The following is a 19845-nucleotide window of genomic DNA, read 5'->3' on the forward strand; positions in this document are numbered from 1 at the left end:
CTTAGGTTACTGGTCTTCGCCGTAACCGAGGCTGCGCAGAGCACGCTCATCATCGGCCCAGCCAGATTTCACTTTCACCCACAGTTCGAGGTGAACCGGCGCTTCGAACATCTCCTGCATATCTTTACGGGCTTCAATACCGATGGTTTTGATCTTGGCGCCTTTGTTGCCGATCACCATCTTCTTCTGCCCTTCACGCTCAACGAGGATCAGGCCATTGATGTCGTAGCCGCCACGCTCGTTGCTCTGGAAACGCTCGATCTCCACCGTCACAGAGTACGGCAGTTCAGCGCCCAGGAAACGCATCAGCTTTTCACGGATGATTTCAGACGCCATAAAGCGCTGAGAACGGTCGGTGATGTAGTCTTCCGGGAAGTGGTGAATCGCTTCCGGCAGGTGCTTACGCACAATACCCGCGATGGTATCCACGTTCAGGCCGGTCTCAGCGGACAGCGGAACGATGTCGAGGAAGTTCATCTGGCTGCCCAGCCACTGCAGATGCGGCAGCAGGTCGGCCTTTTCCTGCACGTTGTCAACTTTGTTGACCGCGAGGATGACCGGCGTTTTGCCGTCACGCAGTTTGTTCAGCACCATCTCGTCGTCCGGCGTCCAGCGGGTCCCTTCAACAACGAAAATCACCAGCTCTACGTCGCCAATGGAGCTGCTCGCCGCCTTGTTCATCAGACGGTTGATGGCACGCTTCTCTTCCATATGCAGGCCAGGGGTATCGACGTAGATCGCCTGATACGCGCCTTCCGTATGGATGCCCACGATGCGGTGACGCGTGGTCTGCGCCTTACGCGAGGTAATGGAAATTTTCTGCCCGAGCAGATTATTTAACAGGGTGGATTTGCCAACGTTCGGACGTCCGACGATGGCAATAAATCCGCAATAGGTTTTATCGATGCTCATTCCAGCTCCAGCATTTTTAACGCCTGTTCGGCGGCAGCCTGTTCAGCCTTACGGCGGCTTGAACCTGTGCCCACCACCGGTTCACTCAGGCCACTGACCTGGCAATGGATGGTAAATTCCTGATCGTGCGCTTCGCCACGAACCTGCACCACCAGATACGATGGCAGCGGCAGATGACGACCCTGCAAATATTCCTGCAGACGCGTTTTCGGATCTTTTTGTTTATCGCCCGGGCTGATTTCGTCCAGGCGGGTCTGATACCAGTTGAGGATCAGCTTTTCTACGGTCTGGATATCGCTGTCCAGGAACACACCACCAATTAATGCTTCGACCGTATCGGCAAGAATAGATTCACGACGGAAGCCGCCGCTTTTCAGTTCACCCGGCCCAAGACGCAGACATTCGCCCAGTTCAAATTCACGCGCGATTTCCGCAAGGGTATTACCCCGAACCAGCGTGGCACGCATGCGGCTCATATCACCTTCATCCACGCGCGGGAAACGATGATAGAGCGCATTCGCAATCACGAAACTTAAAATAGAGTCGCCTAAAAACTCGAGACGCTCATTATGTTTGCTGCTGGCACTGCGGTGGGTTAATGCCTGTTGCAACAACTCCTGATGATGAAAAGTGTAGCCCAGCTTCCGTTGAAGCCGATTAATTACGATGGGGTTCATGCGATACCAATAAATGAATGCGTCAAAAATGCAGCACACGAAACCGACCTGAGAAAACCAACGCGGTTTCGTGTGCCGTGGCACCCTTGCAGGGCCAACCTTAAACTTCGGGGGAATATTCTATACACAACGACAGGGGATGTCGTTAGTTCGAAGAGATTTATCGTGGAAATAATTCACGTAGCCGCGAAATAACGCGGCTACGTGTTCTTTTAATGCGAATTAATGGATTCCGCCAATACGATTCAGGCGTACGCCGGTCGGCCATTCGCCTTCCTGCTTCTCAAAACTCATCCAGATCGCGGTTGCTTTACCCACCAGATTCGCTTCCGGCACAAAGCCCCAGTAACGGCTGTCCGCAGAGTTATCGCGGTTATCACCCATCATGAAGTAATGTCCAGGCGGTACGATCCAGCTCGCCAGCTGCTGGCCCGGCTGTTTGTAATACATACCCAGCTGATCCTGCGCGATCGGCACAGTGAGGATGCGATGAGTCACATCCCCCAGCGTCTCTTTGCGTTCAACCAGACGGATACCGTCCTCTTTGGTTTCGCCTTTCGGGACCTGGAAGAACCCGCTGGTCGCTTCACCGCCGTTACGACGGGCAAAAGTCTGCACAAAATCGCTTGGCTCAACGTTGGAGTAGGTGATTGGCAGCGCATTTTCACACGCGGTACCGGAGCTGCAGCCAGGCTGAACGGTGACTTCCTTCGCAACCGGATCGTAGGTCACTTTATCACCCGGCAGACCTACCGCGCGCTTGATGTAGTCCAGGCGCGGATCTTCCGGATATTTGAACACCACGATGTCGCCGCGTTTCGGATGACCGGTTTCGATCAGCGTTTTCTGGTAGATAGGATCTTTAATGCCGTAGGCAAACTTCTCTACCAGAATAAAATCGCCAATCAGCAGCGTTGGCATCATGGAACCGGATGGGATCTGGAACGGCTCGTAAATAAACGAACGTACCACCAGCACAATCGCCAGCACCGGAAAGACTGAGGCGCCTGTTTCCAGCCAGCCCGGTTTCGGGCCAACTTTTTTCAGGGTTTTCGCGTCAATCCCGTCGCCAGTGGCTGCCTGCGCGGCAGCCTGACGTTCGCGACGTTTTGGGGCGAAGATAAACTTATCCAGACACCACAACAGACCTGTCACCAGGGTAGCAATGACCAGGATCAGGGCAAACATGTTCGCCATGCCAACTCCTTAGGGTTATTTGCCGTCTTTACCAACATGAAGGATGGCAAGGAATGCTTCCTGCGGCAGCTCGACGTTACCGACCTGCTTCATACGCTTCTTACCTTCTTTCTGCTTCTGGAGCAGCTTTTTCTTACGGCTGACGTCACCGCCATAACATTTCGCCAGAACGTTTTTACGCAGCTGCTTCACGGTAGAACGCGCGATGATGTGGTTGCCGATGGCCGCCTGGATCGCGATATCAAACTGCTGGCGTGGGATCAGATCTTTCATCTTCTCAACCAGCTCGCGACCACGGTATGGCGCATTGTCGTTGTGAGTGATCAGCGCCAGCGCATCCACACGCTCACCGTTGATCAGCACGTCCACACGTACCATGTTGGAGGCCTGGAAACGCTTGAAGTTGTAATCCAGCGACGCATAGCCACGGGAGGTCGACTTCAGACGGTCGAAGAAATCGAGAACCACTTCCGCCATCGGGATTTCATAGGTCAGCGCCACCTGGTTACCGTGGTATACCATGTTGGTCTGCACGCCTCGCTTCTCAACGCACAGCGTAATGACGTTACCCAGGTATTCCTGAGGCAACAGCATATGACACTCTGCAATTGGCTCACGCAGCTCATGAATGTTGTTCAGCGGCGGAAGCTTGGACGGGCTGTCGACGTAAATCACCTCTTTCGACGTGGTTTCAACTTCATACACTACCGTCGGTGCGGTGGTGATCAGATCCAGATCGTATTCACGCTCCAGACGCTCCTGAATGATCTCCATGTGCAGCAGACCGAGGAAGCCGCAGCGGAAACCGAAGCCCAGCGCCGTTGAGCTTTCTGGCTCGTAGAACAGGGAGGCATCGTTCAGGCTCAGTTTGCCAAGCGCATCACGGAAGTTTTCGTAGTCGTCAGAGCTGACCGGGAACAAGCCCGCATAAACCTGCGGTTTGACCTTTTTAAAGCCTGGCAGCGCTTTTTCTGCCGGGTTACGTGCACCGGTCAGGGTATCGCCCACTGGCGCGCCGAGGATGTCTTTGATGGCGCAGACCAGCCAGCCTACTTCGCCGCATGTCAGCTCGGTACGGTCGACCTGTTTTGGCGTGAAAATACCCAGACGGTCGGCGTTGTAGACCTGTCCGGTACTCATGACCTTGATTTTGTCGCCTTTACGCAGGGTGCCGTTTTTAATACGCACCAGGGAGACAACGCCCAGATAGTTATCAAACCAGGAGTCGATAATCAGCGCCTGCAGTGGAGCATCCGGATCGCCTTCCGGGGCCGGAATATCACGCACCAGGCGTTCCAGCACGTCGGTCACGCCGACACCGGTTTTCGCCGAGCAGCGCACAGCGTCGGTCGCGTCAATGCCGACAATATCTTCAATCTCTTCCGCTACGCGCTCAGGATCGGCGGCTGGCAGGTCGATCTTGTTCAGAACCGGCACAACTTCGAGATCCATTTCCATCGCGGTGTAGCAGTTTGCCAGGGTCTGAGCTTCTACGCCCTGCCCGGCATCGACCACCAGCAGCGCGCCTTCACAGGCCGCCAGCGAGCGTGAAACCTCATAGGAGAAGTCAACGTGGCCTGGGGTGTCGATAAAGTTCAGCTGATAGGTTTCGCCATCAGCCGCTTTGTAATCCAGCGTGACGCTCTGCGCTTTAATGGTAATACCGCGTTCGCGTTCCAGGTCCATGGAGTCCAGAACCTGGGCTTCCATTTCACGATCAGACAGGCCACCGCAAATCTGGATAATACGGTCAGACAGCGTCGACTTACCGTGGTCAATGTGAGCAATGATCGAAAAGTTACGTATGTTCTTCATATAGTTAAATAATTATGCCTTACGAATTCCTGGAGGCCGCTGTTCTTAGCCTGACGTTTTTCAGTGCGAAAACGCAGCATTCTACACTACATCCTCGCTACCTGGAAATGCACTTAGAGACAGGTATAGCGTGAAGAAAGGACGTTTTCTGTTTAAGGACGTAAAAAATGATAAAGCCCGATGGATCACCGGGCCTCAGAAGAGAGCGTTTCAACGCGAAGCTGGTCTGGCGCAAGGCCAACGCTAAGAATGACAGGCTGCCACTCCTCACGCGTCGCGAGCTTCGGAGAGAGACCTTTGGCAAGCCAGAATCCCCCCACGCCACCCAGTGCAGCACCGCACATGGCGGCCACATCGGTAGCAAACAGCATCTGGAACAGGCCGCCCATAATAAACAGCCCGACCAGCGGAGAGAGATAAACCAGCATCGCGGAACTGAGCAAGCTCCCTTCGGCAATACCCAGCTCTACCTTCTGCCCTGCCATTAGCGGTTGCTCACTTGGCACAGAAATCGTGTGCGTAGTTTGCGGCCCGAGCTTATTCAGCACGCGGCTACCGCAACCGGCTCTGGAGGCACAACTGTTACATGAGGCTTTTACATCACAGCTCACCAGCGCAATGCCATCCTGCCACGAGACGACCGTAGCCCACTCTTTAATCATTGTGCGGTCCTGAATTTAATGCTGTCGGAAATGCGCTTCGCCGTTTGCGGGGGAAGCTCGCCCACAATGGTGATCTCAGCGTTATCGCGTACCGTGGTACTGACCGTACGACGCCCGGTGCGCAGCATCTGTTCGGCGCTGTTTGCCGTTGCGCGATTAATATTCACCGAGAAGCTGAACAACCCGTCGGAATAGAGACGCGATTCCACTGGCGTTTCAATCGTTGGCAACTGCCGACGGCTGCTGGAAACCTCACTAAACCCTTGTGGGATCCATGACGGTACCCAGTTGAAATTCACGGAATCCCCGGCCGGAACAGAAAGCAGTGGCGGCAGGCTGGCTTTCGCCAGATTCTGCATGCTGTTACCAACCTGGTTGTTCACGCTGAAGGAGATCACGCGGAACTGTTCCAGCGTTTCACCGTCACGGTCGAGCAGATCTACACGCATGGGGAGTTTGGTTTCCGCGTCAATCCAGACAATATAGCTGTAGCGCGTTCCGTCCCGGGCAACCACGCGGATCACCTCGCACAACCGGTCCGCGATACGTGTACGCCCTACCGAAATAAAATCGTAGTAAGGAGCAAGCCGTTTAAAGTCGGTGTAAATCAGTGACGGCAGAGAATCAACGATGTAGTCGCCATTCAGCGTAAAAGGCTCCAGGCCTGGCTCGAAATAACTGATTTCGTTACCACGCTGGACCACTTCACGACGCGGACCATCCATCTGTAAAAGCTGGGCGAGTGGCTGGTTATCAAGACGGGCATGGCGATAGCGTAACGATTCGACGCCCTGCTTGTTAATGCTGATAAATGCCAACTCGTAATTGAGTGACTGGCTGGCCAGATTCATTTGCTGCAACAACGCCCCGGATGAAACATCAGCCGAGGCGTTGGCAGAGAAGAACAGGCTACCCGCCATCAGAGACATGGCGAACCAAAGTTGCTTCATTACTGCGATTGCGTTCCTAAAGTTTGGTTTCCGGGCACCTGCACAGCGGCTTGCTGTGTTTGCGCCTGCTCAAACTGAAGCTGTTCAGAGTGCAGACGACGCTGCAACTCGTAATCCTGCAACATCGCATTAATGCGACGGCGCTGCTCCTGGACCTGCTGTTGCTGGCCGCCGCTGGCGGAAGCATCAGCCGGTACGCCCAGACTGACCGGGCTGGCTTTGCCCATCATCGGCAGTGTATTAAACACTGGCGCTTCTGGCTGCTGATTAGTTTCAGATTGAGCATTATAGTGCTGGACGCCAACGATAACTGCAAGCGATACGCATGCAGCCACACCCATTTGGGTAAGCTGGCTGGCCCACGGACGCACCTTTTGCCAGAATGGCATTTTCTGCCACTGGTGGGGCGCGGGTTGAGCTTCAGGAATCAGCGGAGTGGTCTGATGAACAGGCTCATTCTCAATTGCCGCCATGACGCGTGCTGAGATATCGAAATGGAGAACCTCGCCGGTATCACCGCGAAGGGTGTCACGGATGAGATGATAACTCTCCCAGGTCTCTTGCATTTCGGGAGAATGAGACAGCTCGTTGAGCAGCTCATTATCTACCGTTTCACCATCCATTAAAGCGGAAAGTTTTTCTTTCTGCATGCCTAATACCTTTTCCAGTATCCCGCTATCGTCAACGCCTGATAAGCGGTTGAACTTTATTATCAATGGCTTCTCGCGCACGGAAAATTCGTGAACGTACCGTGCCGACCGGACAATCCATGATAGCGGCTATCTCTTCATAGCTCAGACCATCCAGCTCCCGTAACGTAATTGCCATGCGTAAATCTTCCGGGAGCGACTCGATCGTGCGAAAAACGATTTGTCTCAGTTCTTCTGACAACATTAAGTTCTCAGGGTTCGAAATTTCTTTCAGTGCGCCGCCACTTTCGAAGTTTTCGGCGTCGATAGCGTCCACATCACTTGATGGCGGACGACGGCCCTGAGCGACCAGATAGTTCTTTGCCGTATTGACCGCAATACGGTACAGCCAGGTGTAAAAAGCACTATCTCCCCGGAAAGAATCCAGCGCGCGATAGGCCTTAATAAAAGACTCTTGCACCACATCAGGCACGTCGCCTGACGGTACATAGCGGGAAACCAGGCTCGCCACCTTATGCTGGTAGCGCACCACCAGTAAGTTAAAGGCTTTCTGATCTCCCTTCTGGACCCGTTCAACCAGGACCTGGTCCGTTAACTGCTCGCTCATCCGAGGTAATGTCTCCCCAAACCTAAATTCCACGCGTTAGCGAAACGCCACTCTAAAAACACTGCACTTTGAGCAAGCACCGAATTAGAGTGTCTGTTCTTCAATAAGTTCCGTAACGCCTTTGTTTTTGTTCATCGCGCCGCAGACTGGTCATTTTCTCTCATTATAAGTCTGTTCACGATACGCACCACTTTCTGACAAGAAACATCTTTTTCCCGCCAGAAGAGTAACGCAACACAGTCTTTATTTCACCACAAAATCTGACGCTAACGATCTGCTTCGCAAAATAATTTCACTCATTTACCCTCCGTTTACCTCGGCTTACTCGTTTAGCCATTGCAACAACCTTTAAAAAAAACGTGCGATATATCGCACACGGGTGCTATTCTGACTCAACACTGTTTAGTAAATTAAACAACAATCATGAACACAACACCCGAACTCCATTGTGATGTATTGATCATCGGCAGCGGCGCTGCCGGGCTCTCTCTGGCGCTACGCCTGGCCGAGCACCAGAACGTAATCGTTCTGAGTAAAGGGCCGATCAGTGAAGGTTCCACGTTTTACGCCCAGGGTGGCATTGCCGCCGTGTTTGATGAAACAGACAGCATTGCATCCCACGTCGACGATACGCTGATCGCCGGGGCCGGGATCGTGGATGCGCACGCCGCAGAGTTTGTCGCCAGCAATGCCCGTCATTGCGTTCAGTGGCTCATCGACCAGGGGGTGTTATTCGATACCCAGGTCCAGCCCAACGGTGAAGAGAGCTACCACCTGACCCGAGAAGGCGGCCATAGCCACCGCCGCATCCTGCACGCAGCGGATGCCACCGGAAAAGAGGTAGAGACCACGCTGGTCAGTAAAGCGCTGAACCATCCTAATATTCGGGTGCTTGAGCGAAGTAATGCCGTTGACCTGATTATCTCCGACAAAATTGGCCTGCCCGGCACGCGTCGCGTGGTGGGTGCCTGGGTCTGGAACCGGAATAAAGAGAAGGTGGAAACCTGTCAGGCGAAAGCCGTCGTGCTGGCGACGGGGGGGGCTTCCAAAGTGTATCAGTACACCACTAATCCGGACATTGCCTCCGGAGATGGGATCGCTATGGCCTGGCGTGCCGGTTGTCGCGTAGCGAACCTCGAGTTTAACCAGTTTCACCCAACCGCCCTGTTTCACCCGCAGGCACGCAACTTCCTGCTGACGGAAGCCCTGCGCGGAGAAGGGGCTTACCTGAAACGCCCTGACGGCACCCGTTTTATGCCGGACTTTGACGACCGGGGCGAACTGGCCCCCCGCGATATCGTCGCTCGCGCCATTGACCATGAGATGAAACGTCTTGGCGTGGACTGCATGTATCTCGATATCAGCCACAAGCCTGCAGAATTTATTCGTCAGCATTTCCCGATGATTTACGAAAAACTGCTCGGTCTGGGCATTGATTTAACCCGCGATCCGGTCCCCATTGTCCCAGCCGCTCACTATACCTGCGGTGGCGTAATGGTTGACGATCATGGTCGTACCGATGTGGATGGCCTGTATGCTATCGGTGAAGTGAGTTATACCGGCCTTCACGGCGCGAACCGTATGGCCTCTAACTCGCTGCTGGAGTGTCTGGTGTACGGCTGGTCTGCCGCAGAAGACATCACGAAACGCATGCCTTATGCCCGTGAGACAGAGCACTTACCGGCCTGGGATGAAAGCCGTGTGGAAAACCCGGACGAGCTGGTCGTGATCCAGCATAACTGGCATGAACTACGGCTGTTTATGTGGGATTACGTCGGAATTGTGCGCACCACGAAACGTCTTGAACGCGCGTTGCGCCGCATCACCATGCTGCAGCAGGAAATTGATGAATACTATGCCAATTTCCGTGTCTCCAACAATTTGCTGGAGTTGCGTAACCTGGTACAGGTTGCCGAGCTGATCGTTCGCTGCGCGATGATGCGTAAAGAGAGCCGCGGCTTGCACTATACCCTGGACTATCCGGATCAGCTTGCGGAGTCCGGCCCGTCAATACTCGCCCCGCAGGTTTACATAAACAGATAAAACGCCTGGGTCAGGGCAGTGTAATCTTCGGAATAACGCTGGTCTGGCCCACGGATCACCATTCGATCATTAAAGCACTCCCCCTCTTTCGGCGAGAGCGCCAGCAGCACGCGGTGCGGCAGCCGACCTTCCGTGTCCGAAATATCAGTACGCAGACGTAACGTCCAGCCGATCTCCTGGGCGATACCAATAAATGTGTTGCCCGTGCTTTCCGGCAGCACGACACAGAAAAAACCGTCTTCAGAGATGAGTTCTGCCGCACTGATGAGCAGGGCTTTATGATCGAGGGAATGGGTATAACGCGCCTGCTGACGCTCAGGCGTACCGCACTCAACGCCGGGCTCGTAGTACGGAGGATTACTGACGATCAAATCGTATCGTGCGGTCTGTTCAGGCGCCCAGGCCAGCACATCCACGCACTCCACTCTCATTCGGGCCGCCCACGGGGATTCAGCCACATTTTCACCCGCCTGCTCTGCTGCCTGCGCATCCAGTTCGACGGCGTCAATGGTGACATGCTCTTCAGTACGTTGCGCCAGCATCAACGCCACCAGCCCGCTGCCGGTACCGATATCAAGAATACGCTTAACGCCTGCGACAGGCGCCCACGCTCCCAGTAAAATACCGTCTGTACCGACCTTCATGGCACAGCGATCGTGAGCGACAAAAAATTGTTTAAACGTAAAACCATCGCGGCGCAGCTGCGCTTTGAGTTGAGACATGTCAGGGCAACCTTCTAAGTGAAACTGGAGTAGCATAGGGGAAAGCGAAGTGGCCGGAAAGCGATATCCATACAAACAGATGAAGATTACAGCCGTAACGTCTATAATCAGCGCCCCACACAGAGGTAGAACATGACTGTAACGACTTTTTCCGAACTTGAACTCGATGAAAGCCTGCTCAATGCCCTTGAGAGCAAAGGCTTTACACGCCCGACCGCCATTCAGGCAGCGGCCATTCCGCCTGCGCTTGAGGGCCGCGATGTGCTCGGTTCTGCGCCAACCGGCACGGGGAAGACAGCAGCCTATTTGCTGCCTGTGTTGCAGCATCTGCTCGATTTTCCACGTAAAAAATCTGGCCCGCCGCGTATTTTAATCCTGACGCCTACGCGCGAACTGGCTATGCAGGTTGCCGATCACGCGCGTGAACTCGCGGCGAATACGCATCTGGATATTGCCACCATCACTGGCGGCGTTGCGTACATGAACCACGCCGAAGTGTTCAGCGAAAACCAGGACATCGTCGTGGCGACGACGGGCCGTCTGCTGCAGTACATCAAAGAAGAGAACTTCGACTGCCGCGCGGTTGAAACGCTGATTCTTGATGAAGCCGACCGCATGCTGGACATGGGCTTTGCCCAGGATATCGAGCACATTGCCGGTGAGACGCGCTGGCGAAACCAGACGATGCTGTTCTCTGCCACCCTCGAAGGGGAAGCAATTAATGATTTCGCAGAGCGTCTGCTGGATGATCCGGTTGAAGTGTCTGCCACGCCGTCCACACGCGAGCGTAAGAAGATCCACCAGTGGTACTACCGCGCAGACAATCTTGAGCACAAGGTGGCGTTGCTTAAGCACCTGCTGAAGCAGGAAGAAGCTACCCGTACCATCGTATTCGTGCGTAAGCGCGAGCGTGTACACGAGCTGGCTGAAATGCTGCGTAATGCCGGCATCAACAACTGCTATCTTGAAGGCGAGATGGCGCAGATCAAGCGTACCGAAGGCATTAAGCGCCTGACCGATGGCCGTGTTAACGTGCTGGTTGCCACCGACGTTGCCGCACGCGGGATCGACATCCCGGACGTCAGCCACGTCATTAACTTCGATATGCCGCGCAGCGGAGATACCTATCTGCATCGTATTGGTCGTACCGGCCGCGCGGGTCGCAAAGGTATTGCGATTTCACTGGTCGAGGCTCATGACTACCTGCTGCTGAAGAAAATTGGCCGCTATGTTGATGAGCCGCTGAAAGCGCGCGTCATCGACGAGCTCCGCCCGACCACACGTGCGCCGAGTGAGAAGATGACGGGTAAACCGTCCAAGAAAGCACTCGCGAAACGTGCTGAGCGAAAAGAGAAAGAAAAAGAGAAGCCGCGCGTGAAACAGCGCCACCGCGATACCAAAAATATTGGTAAGCGCCGTAAGCCAAGCTCTGCCGCGACAGAGCCAAAAACAGAAGAGTAAAAAAAAGCCGGGGAATCCCGGCTTTTTTATTCCACCCAGCCTGAAGCCATTACAGGCTTTCAGTAAAGGTACGCGCGATAACGTCGCGCTGCTGCTCTGGGGTGAGAGAGTTAAAACGCACAGCATAGCCGGACACGCGAATGGTCAGCTGTGGATACTTCTCCGGATGCTCAACCGCGTCCATCAGCGTTTCGCGGCGCAGCACGTTAACGTTCAGGTGTTGACCACCTTCCACGCGCACTTCCGGTTTCACTTCCATTGGGATTTCACGGTACTCGATCTCGCCCAGTTTGCTCACTGGCACGATTTCGTCTTCAGCAAAACCTGCTTTCGCGACGACACAGCGCGCTTCGTTTTTCTCACTGTCCAGCAGCCAGAAAGAGTTGAGCAGATCGTCATTTGCAGCTTTAGTAATCTGGATACCTGTAATCATGTGTTGCCTCCCTTAGGCTACATTAACTGATGCCGGCCTCGCGCGGCCAATTGGTAAAACCATTGTTTCTTGTGTGTATATATAACATTCACACATCGGTGATTTATTGATTTAAATCAACAAAAACACCAACCACATAAAGAGTGTGGTCTGATTTTATTGTTCCAGATCAATTTTACGATCTTACCAATTCAACTTATAACGCATAATTTCAACACAAATTGAGTAACTTACGCCTATTTCCGCCTCTGATTTTGCACCCGCGACTTTAACGGTTAAGCTAGACGCAGAATGAGATCCGCAGGAGAGCGAGATGACCACCCCATTGACATGGCACGATGTGCTGGCAGAAGAGAAACAGAAACCCTATTTTATCAACACCCTCAGTACCGTTGCGGCAGAGCGACAGTCTGGCCAGACGATTTATCCTCCGCAGAAAGATGTTTTCAACGCGTTTCGCTATACCGAGCTGAGCGATGTTAAAGTCGTTATCCTTGGCCAGGATCCTTACCATGGTCCGGGCCAGGCGCACGGGCTGGCGTTTTCCGTACGTCCGGGCGTGGCTATCCCTCCTTCTCTGCTCAATATGTATAAAGAGCTTGAGGGAACCGTGCCCGGGTTTACCCGTCCCACTCACGGTTACCTGGAAAGCTGGGCGCGCCAGGGCGTGATGTTATTAAACACCGTGCTCACCGTACGAGCGGGCCAGGCGCACTCGCACGCCAGCCTGGGCTGGGAAACGTTCACCGATAAAGTCATCAGCCTTATCAATGAGCATCGTGAAGGGGTGGTATTTTTACTGTGGGGATCGCATGCGCAGAAGAAAGGGGCGATCATCGACCGTCAGCGTCATCATGTCCTGAAAGCACCGCATCCGTCACCGCTGTCTGCACATCGCGGCTTCTTTGGCAGTAATCATTTTGTTCTGGCGAATGAATGGCTGGAAAAACGTGGCGAAACGCCGATTGACTGGATGCCTGTGTTGCCGGCAGAAAGCGAGTAAGGTTTGAATGTGCCGGGGCTGACCCGGCACATAAGAGGCTTATGCCTTATTCTGACGCCACCATTCGGCCAGCAGTACGCCGGTCGCAACGGACACGTTCAGACTTTCCACATTACCTGTCCCGTCGATAGAAACGCTCAGATCCGCACTGGAGAGCGCCGCGTCAGACAAACCATCGCGCTCCTGACCCAGCACCAGAACCATTTTACGCGGCAGCGTCGCTTTAAACAGCGGCGTACCAGCATGGCTCGACGTCGTGACAATGGAATAGCCCGCTTTACGGAACTGCTCCAGGGCATCCAGAACGCTGTCGCCGGTGATCGGCTGAACGTGCTCGGCTCCGCCTTCGGCAGTACGGATCGCGGCGCCGGATTCCAGCAGCGCAGCATCCTGCAGCAGCACGCCTTTCACGCCAAAGTGTGCGCAACTGCGCATCATTGCACCCAGGTTGTGCGGGTTGCCGACATCTTCCAGCGCCAGCACGCAGTCATCGGCATCCGCCTGGCTGACCCACTGCTGAACGGTTGTGCCGTTACGTTTTTTGATCAGGAAGCAAACGCCGCCGTGGTGCTCGGTTCCTGACGCTTTGGTCAGTTCGGCATCATCAACCACGTGGTAAGCTTTACGGTTTGCAGCCATCCAGCGCAGCGCTTCTTTAAAGCGCGGGGTTACGCTCTGGATAAACCAGGCGCGGACGATACACTCAGGACGGCTCTGGAACAGCGCCTGGCAGGCGTTCTCGCCATACACACGGGTCTCTTCCGCACGCTGACGACGCAGCACTTCCGGGTCGATAAAGCTTTTACCGCTGATACCGCCGTGATCGGCTTTTTCTGGCGTCTCGTCACCCGGCGCGCGCGAAACGGTGCGCCACGGGGAGGCGTTATCACGTGAGAAGTCATCGCGTTTGCGATCGTCACGTTTACGGTCATCACGTTTGCGGTCATCACCGCGGTTGTTTCTGTCATCGCGGGCGGGGCGACGGCCACCGTCTGCACGAGAAGACGCCGGACGCCCGCCACCTTTTCCGGTACGCGGATTTTGGGTGCGTTTATCAGAGTCATCATCACTGCGGACATACATCACTTTGACCTTGCCGCTTTTGTTTTTCATTTCGTCGTTCATGCTTTTCTCCACCAGCGCTGCGCGAAGCGCGCAGATTACCCGATGTGCCAGCGCATAGCCATAATTTCGTACAAAAGCCTGTGACTATTGTTCTCATTGAATAAAACGCATTGTTGTTTCAAACAGGCTCATTGATAATATGTAACATATTGGAAACATAATCGGCGCACTGCCGCTGTCCCACGGCTCTATCAGAGGTTAGTTATGAATACCGTATGTGCCAACTGTCAGGCTCTTAATCGCATTCCGGACGATCGGATCGAAGATGGTGCGAAATGCGGACGTTGTGGCCATGAATTGTTTGATGGCGATGTCATTAACGCGACGGGTGCTACGCTGGACAAACTCCTCAAGGACGATCTCCCTGTGGTGGTCGATTTCTGGGCACCATGGTGCGGCCCGTGCCGAAACTTCGCGCCGATCTTTGAAGATGTCGCCGAAGAGCGCAGCGGTAAAATGCGCTTTGTTAAGGTCAATACTGAGGCGGAGCGTGAGCTTAGCGCGCGTTTTCAGATCCGCAGCATTCCGACCATTATGATCTTCAAAAAGGGTGAAGTGGTCGACATGCTCAACGGTGCGGTTCCAAAAGCCCCGTTTGATAGCTGGCTTAACGAATCACTGTAACATTCACGGGGCACATCTTGTGCCCCGTTCCCGCCTCTGCGAAAATAGGGTTTTTCCTCCATTTCGCCCATGACAAATAACGCTGTTCTTCAATTACGCGCCGAGCGCCTTGCCCGCGCGACTCGCCCCTTTCTTGCCCGCGGCAATCGTATTCGTCGCTGTCAGCGCTGCCTGTTACCGCTGAAGGTTTGTCTGTGTGAGACGCTGGTCCCGGGTACGGCAGAGAGTCGTTTTTGTCTGGTCATGTTCGACACCGAGCCGATGAAACCCAGCAATACGGGACGTCTGATCGCCGATATTCTGCCGGATACCGCCGCGTTTCAGTGGTCCCGTACGGAACCCCCTCAGGCCCTGCTCGATCTGGTGGCAAGCCCGGACTATCAGCCGATGGTCGTTTTTCCCGCCTCTTATGCAGGGGCCGATCGCCAGGTGCTTTCGGTACCGCCATCCGGGAAACCACCGCTGTTTATTATGCTCGACGGCACCTGGACCGAAGCGCGGAAAATGTTTCGCAAGAGCCCTTACCTCGACGCCCTGCCGGTGATTTCTGTCGATCTTTCCCGCATCTCCACCTATCGGCTGCGTGAAGCGCATGCTGACGGGCAATACTGCACCGCCGAAGTGGCCATAGCGCTTCTGGATTTAGCGGGAGATACCGCGGCGGCAGGCGCACTGGGCAACCATTTCTCACGTTTCCGGGAGCGCTATCTGGCGGGAAAAACCGTTCATAAGGGCAGTGTCACAGCAACAGAGCCAGAAAGCGTTTAAAATCATCAGGTCGCTTGCATTCACAGGAGGCCTGCATGAGCCAGCGAGGGTTAGAAGCGCTACTTCGTCCTAAATCCATTGCCGTCATCGGCGCATCAATGAAACCGGATCGTGCAGGCTATCTGATGATGCGTAACCTGCTGGCCGGTGGATTTAATGGCCCCGTCATGCCCGTCACGCCGGCTTATAAAGCGGTTCAGGGCGTACTGGCCTGGCCCGATGTGCAAAGCCTGCCTTTCGTGCCGGATCTTGCCGTACTCTGTACCAATGCGAAGCGAAATCCGGAACTGCTGGAATCACTCGGCAAGAAGGGATGTAAAACCTGCATTATTCTCTCGTCTCCCCCTGAGCAAAAAAGCGAACTTCTGGCCTGCGCCAGCCGCTATCAGATGCGCATTCTTGGGCCAAACAGTCTGGGTCTGCTCGCTCCCTGGCAGGGGCTGAATGCCAGCTTCTCTCCGGTACCGATCCGCAAAGGCAAGCTCGCGTTTATTTCGCAGTCGGCTGCGGTATCAAACACCATTCTCGACTGGGCGCAGCAGCGTGAAATGGGATTTTCTTACTTCATTGCCCTGGGCGATAGCCTGGATATCGACGTTGATGAACTGCTGGATTTTCTCGCACGAGACAGCAAAACCAGTGCGATCCTGCTTTATCTTGAGCATCTTAGCGACGCCCGTCGCTTTGTATCGGCTTCGCGAAGTGCGTCGCGTAATAAGCCGATCCTGGTGATCAAAAGCGGTCGCAGCCCTGCGGCCCAACGTCTGCTGCATTCCCATTCCGGTATGGATCCCGCCTGGGATGCAGCCATTCAACGCGCGGGTTTGCTGCGGGTACAGGATACGCACGAGCTGTTTTCCGCCGTTGAAACGTTAAGCCATATGCGCCCGCTGCGCGGCGAGAAGTTAATGATAGTCAGTAACGGCGCCGCGCCTGCCGCCCTCGCGCTGGATGAACTGTGGCGCCGCTTCGGCAAGCTGGCAACCCTGAGTGAAGAGACGCTGCAGCGCCTGAGAGACGCGCTTCCGACCAGCGTGACGCCCGGCAACCCGCTTGATTTGCGCGATGACGCCAGCAGCGAGCGCTATATTAGCGCTATCTCCATTTTACTGGACAGCCAGGATTTCGATGCGCTGATGATTATCCACTCCCCCAGCGCGGTCGCCCCGGGCAGTGAAAGCGCGCGGGCGCTTATTGATGCCGTGCGTACTCATCCGCGAGGCAAATATGTCACCCTGCTCACCAACTGGTGCGGCGAGTTTTCCTCTCAGGAGGCGCGACGCTTGTTCAGCGAAGCCGGGCTGCCAACCTACCGTACACCGGAAGGCACCATCACCGCGTTTATGCACATGGTGGAATATCGCCGCAACCAGAAACAGCTGCGTGAAACGCCGGCGCTGCCCGGTAATCTGACGGCGAATACCGTCGACGTTCACCGGCTGTTGCAGCAGGCTATCGAAGAGGGAGCGACGTCGCTTGATACGCATGAAGTTCAGCCCATTCTGGGCAGTTACGGCATGCAAACCCTGCCGACCTGGATCGCCAGCGACAGCGCGGAGGCAGTACACATAGCCGAGCAGATAGGCTATCCGGTGGCCCTGAAGCTGCGCTCCCCGGATATTCCGCATAAGTCCGATGTTCAGGGGGTTATGTTATACCTGCGCACGGCGACAGAGGTGCAGCAGGCTGCAGATGCCATTTTCGATCGGGTCAAAATGGCCTGGCCGCAGGCACGGATCCACGGGCTGCTGGTGCAAAGCATGGCTAACCGCGCAGGGGCTCAGGAATTGCGGGTCGTGGTTGAACACGACCCCGTGTTTGGCCCGCTGATCATGTTGGGAGAAGGCGGCGTTGAGTGGCGTCCGGAAGAGCAAGCCGTGGTGGCATTACCGCCGCTGAACATGAATCTGGCGCGCTATTTGATCATTCAGGCAATTAAAAGCAAAAAGATCCGTGGCCGGAGTGCGCTGCGTCCGCTCGATATTGCCGGGTTAAGTCAGTTCCTGGTCCAGGTGTCTAACCTGATTGTAGATTGCGCCGAGATCCAGCGGCTGGATATCCACCCGCTCCTTGCCTCCGGCAATGAGTTCACGGCGCTGGACGTGACGCTGGATATCGCGCCATTTGAAGGAGACAGCGAGAGCCGTCTGGCAATCCGTCCATATCCTCTGCAACTGGAGGAGTGGGTAGAGATGAAAAATGGAGAACGTTCGCTGTTCCGTCCTATTCTTCCGGAAGATGAACCCCAGCTGCGGGCCTTTATCTCTCAGGTCACGAAAGAGGATCTTTATTATCGCTATTTTAGCGAAATCAACGAATTTACCCACGATGATTTAGCCAATATGACCCAGATCGACTACGATCGAGAAATGGCGTTTGTGGCCGTTCGTCGCTCTGATAAGGGGGATGAGATCCTTGGCGTTACGCGTGCTATTTCTGACCCGGATAACGTTGATGCAGAGTTTGCTGTACTGGTACGTTCCGACCTCAAAGGTCTGGGGCTGGGAAGACGGCTGCTGGAAAAACTCATCAGTTATACGCGAGATCACGGATTGTTACGTCTCAATGGCATTACTATGCCTAACAATCGCGGTATGGTGACCCTGGCGCGAAAACTTGGATTTGATGTTGATATTCAGCTGGACGAAGGTATTGTTGCCCTGTCCCTGAGCCTGACATCAGCAGACAAACACGAGTAAGCTACTGGAAATGTTACCCACTTTGGACGGGACTGGTGGTATCATTGTCCGCTTATGTTGTTTGCATGGTACAAACAACCCTTCAATGAACAGAGAAGAAACGCACTGTGATGTTGTCAAAATTTAAGCGTAATAAACATCAACAACACCTTGCTCAACTACCGAAGATTTCTCAGTCAGTTGATGATGTAGAGTTCTTTTACGCTCCTGCGCATTTTCGGGAGACGCTTCTGGAAAAGATTGCCAGTGCCACGCGACGCATTTGCATTGTGGCGCTGTATCTTGAACAAGATGAAGGCGGGCGTGCGATCCTGAACGCACTTTATGAAGCCAAACGTCAGCGTCCAGAGTTGGATGTTCGCGTGCTGGTGGACTGGCATCGCGCTCAGCGAGGCCGTATCGGCGCTGCCGCTTCAAACACCAATGCTGACTGGTATTGCCGCACGGCGCAGGAAAATCCTGGCGTTGATGTGCCTGTTTATGGCGTGCCAGTCAATACCCGTGAGGCGCTCGGCGTCCTTCATTTCAAGGGCTTTATCATCGATGACAGCGTGCTTTACAGCGGCGCCAGTCTGAATGATGTTTACCTGCATCAGCTCGATAAGTATCGCTACGACCGTTACCATCTGATTCGCAATCCGCAGATGGCCGATATCATGTTCAACTGGGTTGATAAAAATCTGGTCCATGGCCGTGGCGTTAATCGTCTTGACGATCCTGAGCGTCCTAAAAGCCCGGAGATCAAAAATGATGTTCGCGCCTTCCGTCAGGAGCTGCGTGATGCGGTCTATCATTTCCAGGGTGATGCAAACAACGAAGAGTTATCCGTTACCCCGCTGGTCGGGCTCGGTAAATCCAGCCAGCTGAACAAAACGATCTTCCATCTGATGCCGTGCGCGGAGCAGAAACTCACCATTTGTACGCCGTACTTCAACCTTCCTGCCGTGCTGGTGCGCAATATCATTCAGCTACTGCGCGACGGCAAAAAAGTGGAAATCATCGTCGGTGATAAAACCGCAAACGACTTCTTCATTCCTGAAGATCAACCGTTCAAAATTATCGGTGCGCTGCCTTATCTCTATGAGATTAACCTGCGCCGTTTCCTGAGCCGTTTACAATACTACGTTAATACCGACCAACTGGTTGTGCGTCTCTGGAAAGATGAAGACAACAGTTACCATCTGAAAGGCATGTGGATAGACGATGAGTGGATGCTGCTGACAGGTAACAACCTGAACCCACGCGCGTGGCGACTGGATCTGGAAAACGCTATCCTGATCCATGACCCTCAGCATGAATTAGCCGCAAAGCGTGAACGTGAGCTGGAACTGATTCGCACGCATACAACCGTGGTGAATCACTACCGCGAACTGCAGAGTATTGCCGATTATCCGGTGAAAGTTCGCAAGCTTATTCGCCGCTTACGTCGAATCCGTATCGACCGACTTATCAGCCGTATTCTGTAATACCCAGGCCCTGCCACCCGCAGGGCTTTTT

The 19845-nt window shown here is 54.3% G+C and carries 19 protein-coding genes; 7 read left to right on the forward strand and 12 right to left on the reverse strand.

Annotated elements, in window-relative coordinates; genetic code table 11:
• Window positions 1-6: 6 nt before the first annotated feature.
• The 9 genes from era to rseD all read right to left on the reverse strand — a co-directional run bounded on the left by era (window position 7) and on the right by rseD (window position 7550).
• The gene (gene era / locus SP99_RS16790) at window positions 7-912 is read right to left on the reverse strand and encodes a GTPase Era (protein WP_025757643.1); all 906 of its coding nucleotides are present in this window, start codon (window positions 910-912) and stop codon (window positions 7-9) included.
• Complete coding sequence (gene rnc, locus SP99_RS16795) at window positions 909-1589, reverse strand: ribonuclease III (RefSeq protein ID WP_003860711.1); 681 nt, start codon at window positions 1587-1589, stop codon at window positions 909-911. Before rnc ends, era begins: the two co-directional genes overlap by 4 nt.
• A 222-nt stretch (window positions 1590-1811) precedes the next feature.
• The gene (gene lepB / locus SP99_RS16800) at window positions 1812-2786 is read right to left on the reverse strand and encodes a signal peptidase I (RefSeq protein ID WP_045284607.1); all 975 of its coding nucleotides are present in this window, start codon (window positions 2784-2786) and stop codon (window positions 1812-1814) included.
• 15 nt (window positions 2787-2801) lie between these two features.
• Window positions 2802-4601 (reverse strand): translation elongation factor 4, encoded by a 1800-nt coding sequence (lepA, locus tag SP99_RS16805; protein WP_025757641.1) that lies wholly within the window; start codon window positions 4599-4601, stop codon window positions 2802-2804.
• Between the two features lie 185 nt (window positions 4602-4786).
• Window positions 4787-5263, reverse strand: a complete 477-nt coding sequence (gene rseC / locus SP99_RS16810) for a SoxR-reducing system protein RseC (protein WP_045284608.1) — start codon at window positions 5261-5263, stop codon at window positions 4787-4789.
• Complete coding sequence (gene rseB, locus SP99_RS16815) at window positions 5260-6213, reverse strand: sigma-E factor regulatory protein RseB (RefSeq protein ID WP_025757639.1); 954 nt, start codon at window positions 6211-6213, stop codon at window positions 5260-5262. The genes rseC and rseB overlap by 4 nt, the downstream gene beginning before the upstream one ends.
• Complete coding sequence (gene rseA / locus SP99_RS16820; protein WP_025757638.1) at window positions 6213-6863, reverse strand: anti-sigma-E factor RseA; 651 nt, start codon at window positions 6861-6863, stop codon at window positions 6213-6215. The genes rseB and rseA overlap by 1 nt, the downstream gene beginning before the upstream one ends.
• 31 nt (window positions 6864-6894) lie before the next feature.
• Window positions 6895-7470, reverse strand: coding sequence for an RNA polymerase sigma factor RpoE (gene rpoE, locus SP99_RS16825; protein ID WP_006176728.1), 576 nt, complete (start codon window positions 7468-7470; stop codon window positions 6895-6897).
• Window positions 7467-7550: a rpoE leader peptide RseD gene (gene rseD, locus SP99_RS25380; protein WP_141237592.1), complete on the reverse strand. Its 84-nt coding sequence runs from the start codon at window positions 7548-7550 to the stop codon at window positions 7467-7469. The genes rpoE and rseD overlap by 4 nt, the downstream gene beginning before the upstream one ends.
• A 343-nt stretch (window positions 7551-7893) precedes the next feature.
• On the opposite strand from rseD, the gene nadB reads away from it, so the two are divergent.
• Complete coding sequence (nadB, locus tag SP99_RS16830; protein WP_025757635.1) at window positions 7894-9513, forward strand: L-aspartate oxidase; 1620 nt, start codon at window positions 7894-7896, stop codon at window positions 9511-9513.
• Here the strand turns inward: nadB and trmN are convergent.
• The gene (gene trmN, locus SP99_RS16835) at window positions 9498-10235 is read right to left on the reverse strand and encodes a tRNA(1)(Val) (adenine(37)-N(6))-methyltransferase TrmN (protein WP_047959257.1); all 738 of its coding nucleotides are present in this window, start codon (window positions 10233-10235) and stop codon (window positions 9498-9500) included. The genes nadB and trmN overlap by 16 nt on opposite strands.
• A 132-nt stretch (window positions 10236-10367) precedes the next feature.
• On the opposite strand from trmN, the gene srmB reads away from it, so the two are divergent.
• On the forward strand, window positions 10368-11696 hold the full coding sequence (srmB, locus tag SP99_RS16840) for an ATP-dependent RNA helicase SrmB (RefSeq protein WP_047959258.1): 1329 nt from the start codon (window positions 10368-10370) through the stop codon (window positions 11694-11696).
• A gap of 49 nt (window positions 11697-11745) precedes the next feature.
• On the opposite strand, the gene grcA is transcribed toward srmB, so the two are convergent.
• A complete protein-coding gene (gene grcA / locus SP99_RS16845; protein WP_008502190.1) occupies window positions 11746-12129 on the reverse strand; it encodes an autonomous glycyl radical cofactor GrcA in 384 nt (127 codons plus the stop codon).
• A 313-nt stretch (window positions 12130-12442) separates the two neighbouring features.
• Between grcA and ung the strand changes: the two genes are divergently transcribed.
• Window positions 12443-13132, forward strand: coding sequence for a uracil-DNA glycosylase (ung, locus tag SP99_RS16850; RefSeq protein ID WP_047959259.1), 690 nt, complete (start codon window positions 12443-12445; stop codon window positions 13130-13132).
• Between the two features lie 39 nt (window positions 13133-13171).
• Here ung and SP99_RS16855 read toward each other — a convergent pair whose 3' ends face one another.
• The gene (locus SP99_RS16855; RefSeq protein WP_025757629.1) at window positions 13172-14257 is read right to left on the reverse strand and encodes a tRNA/rRNA methyltransferase; all 1086 of its coding nucleotides are present in this window, start codon (window positions 14255-14257) and stop codon (window positions 13172-13174) included.
• A gap of 204 nt (window positions 14258-14461) precedes the next feature.
• Between SP99_RS16855 and trxC the strand changes: the two genes are divergently transcribed.
• The 4 genes from trxC (at window position 14462) to pssA (ending at window position 19814) form a co-directional block, all read left to right on the forward strand.
• The gene (gene trxC / locus SP99_RS16860) at window positions 14462-14881 is read left to right on the forward strand and encodes a thioredoxin TrxC (RefSeq protein WP_025757627.1); all 420 of its coding nucleotides are present in this window, start codon (window positions 14462-14464) and stop codon (window positions 14879-14881) included.
• Between the two features lie 69 nt (window positions 14882-14950).
• A complete protein-coding gene (gene tapT / locus SP99_RS16865) occupies window positions 14951-15649 on the forward strand; it encodes a tRNA-uridine aminocarboxypropyltransferase (RefSeq protein ID WP_047959260.1) in 699 nt (232 codons plus the stop codon).
• Window positions 15650-15684: 35 nt separating this feature from the next.
• The gene (locus tag SP99_RS16870) at window positions 15685-18348 is read left to right on the forward strand and encodes a bifunctional acetate--CoA ligase family protein/GNAT family N-acetyltransferase (protein WP_047959261.1); all 2664 of its coding nucleotides are present in this window, start codon (window positions 15685-15687) and stop codon (window positions 18346-18348) included.
• Window positions 18349-18458: 110 nt separating this feature from the next.
• On the forward strand, window positions 18459-19814 hold the full coding sequence (gene pssA, locus SP99_RS16875) for a CDP-diacylglycerol--serine O-phosphatidyltransferase (protein WP_047959262.1): 1356 nt from the start codon (window positions 18459-18461) through the stop codon (window positions 19812-19814).
• Window positions 19815-19845 lie beyond the last annotated feature (31 nt).

The organism is Enterobacter sp. BIDMC92, assembly GCF_001030225.1.
In the GTDB taxonomy this organism is placed as follows: domain Bacteria; phylum Pseudomonadota; class Gammaproteobacteria; order Enterobacterales; family Enterobacteriaceae; genus Enterobacter; species Enterobacter sichuanensis.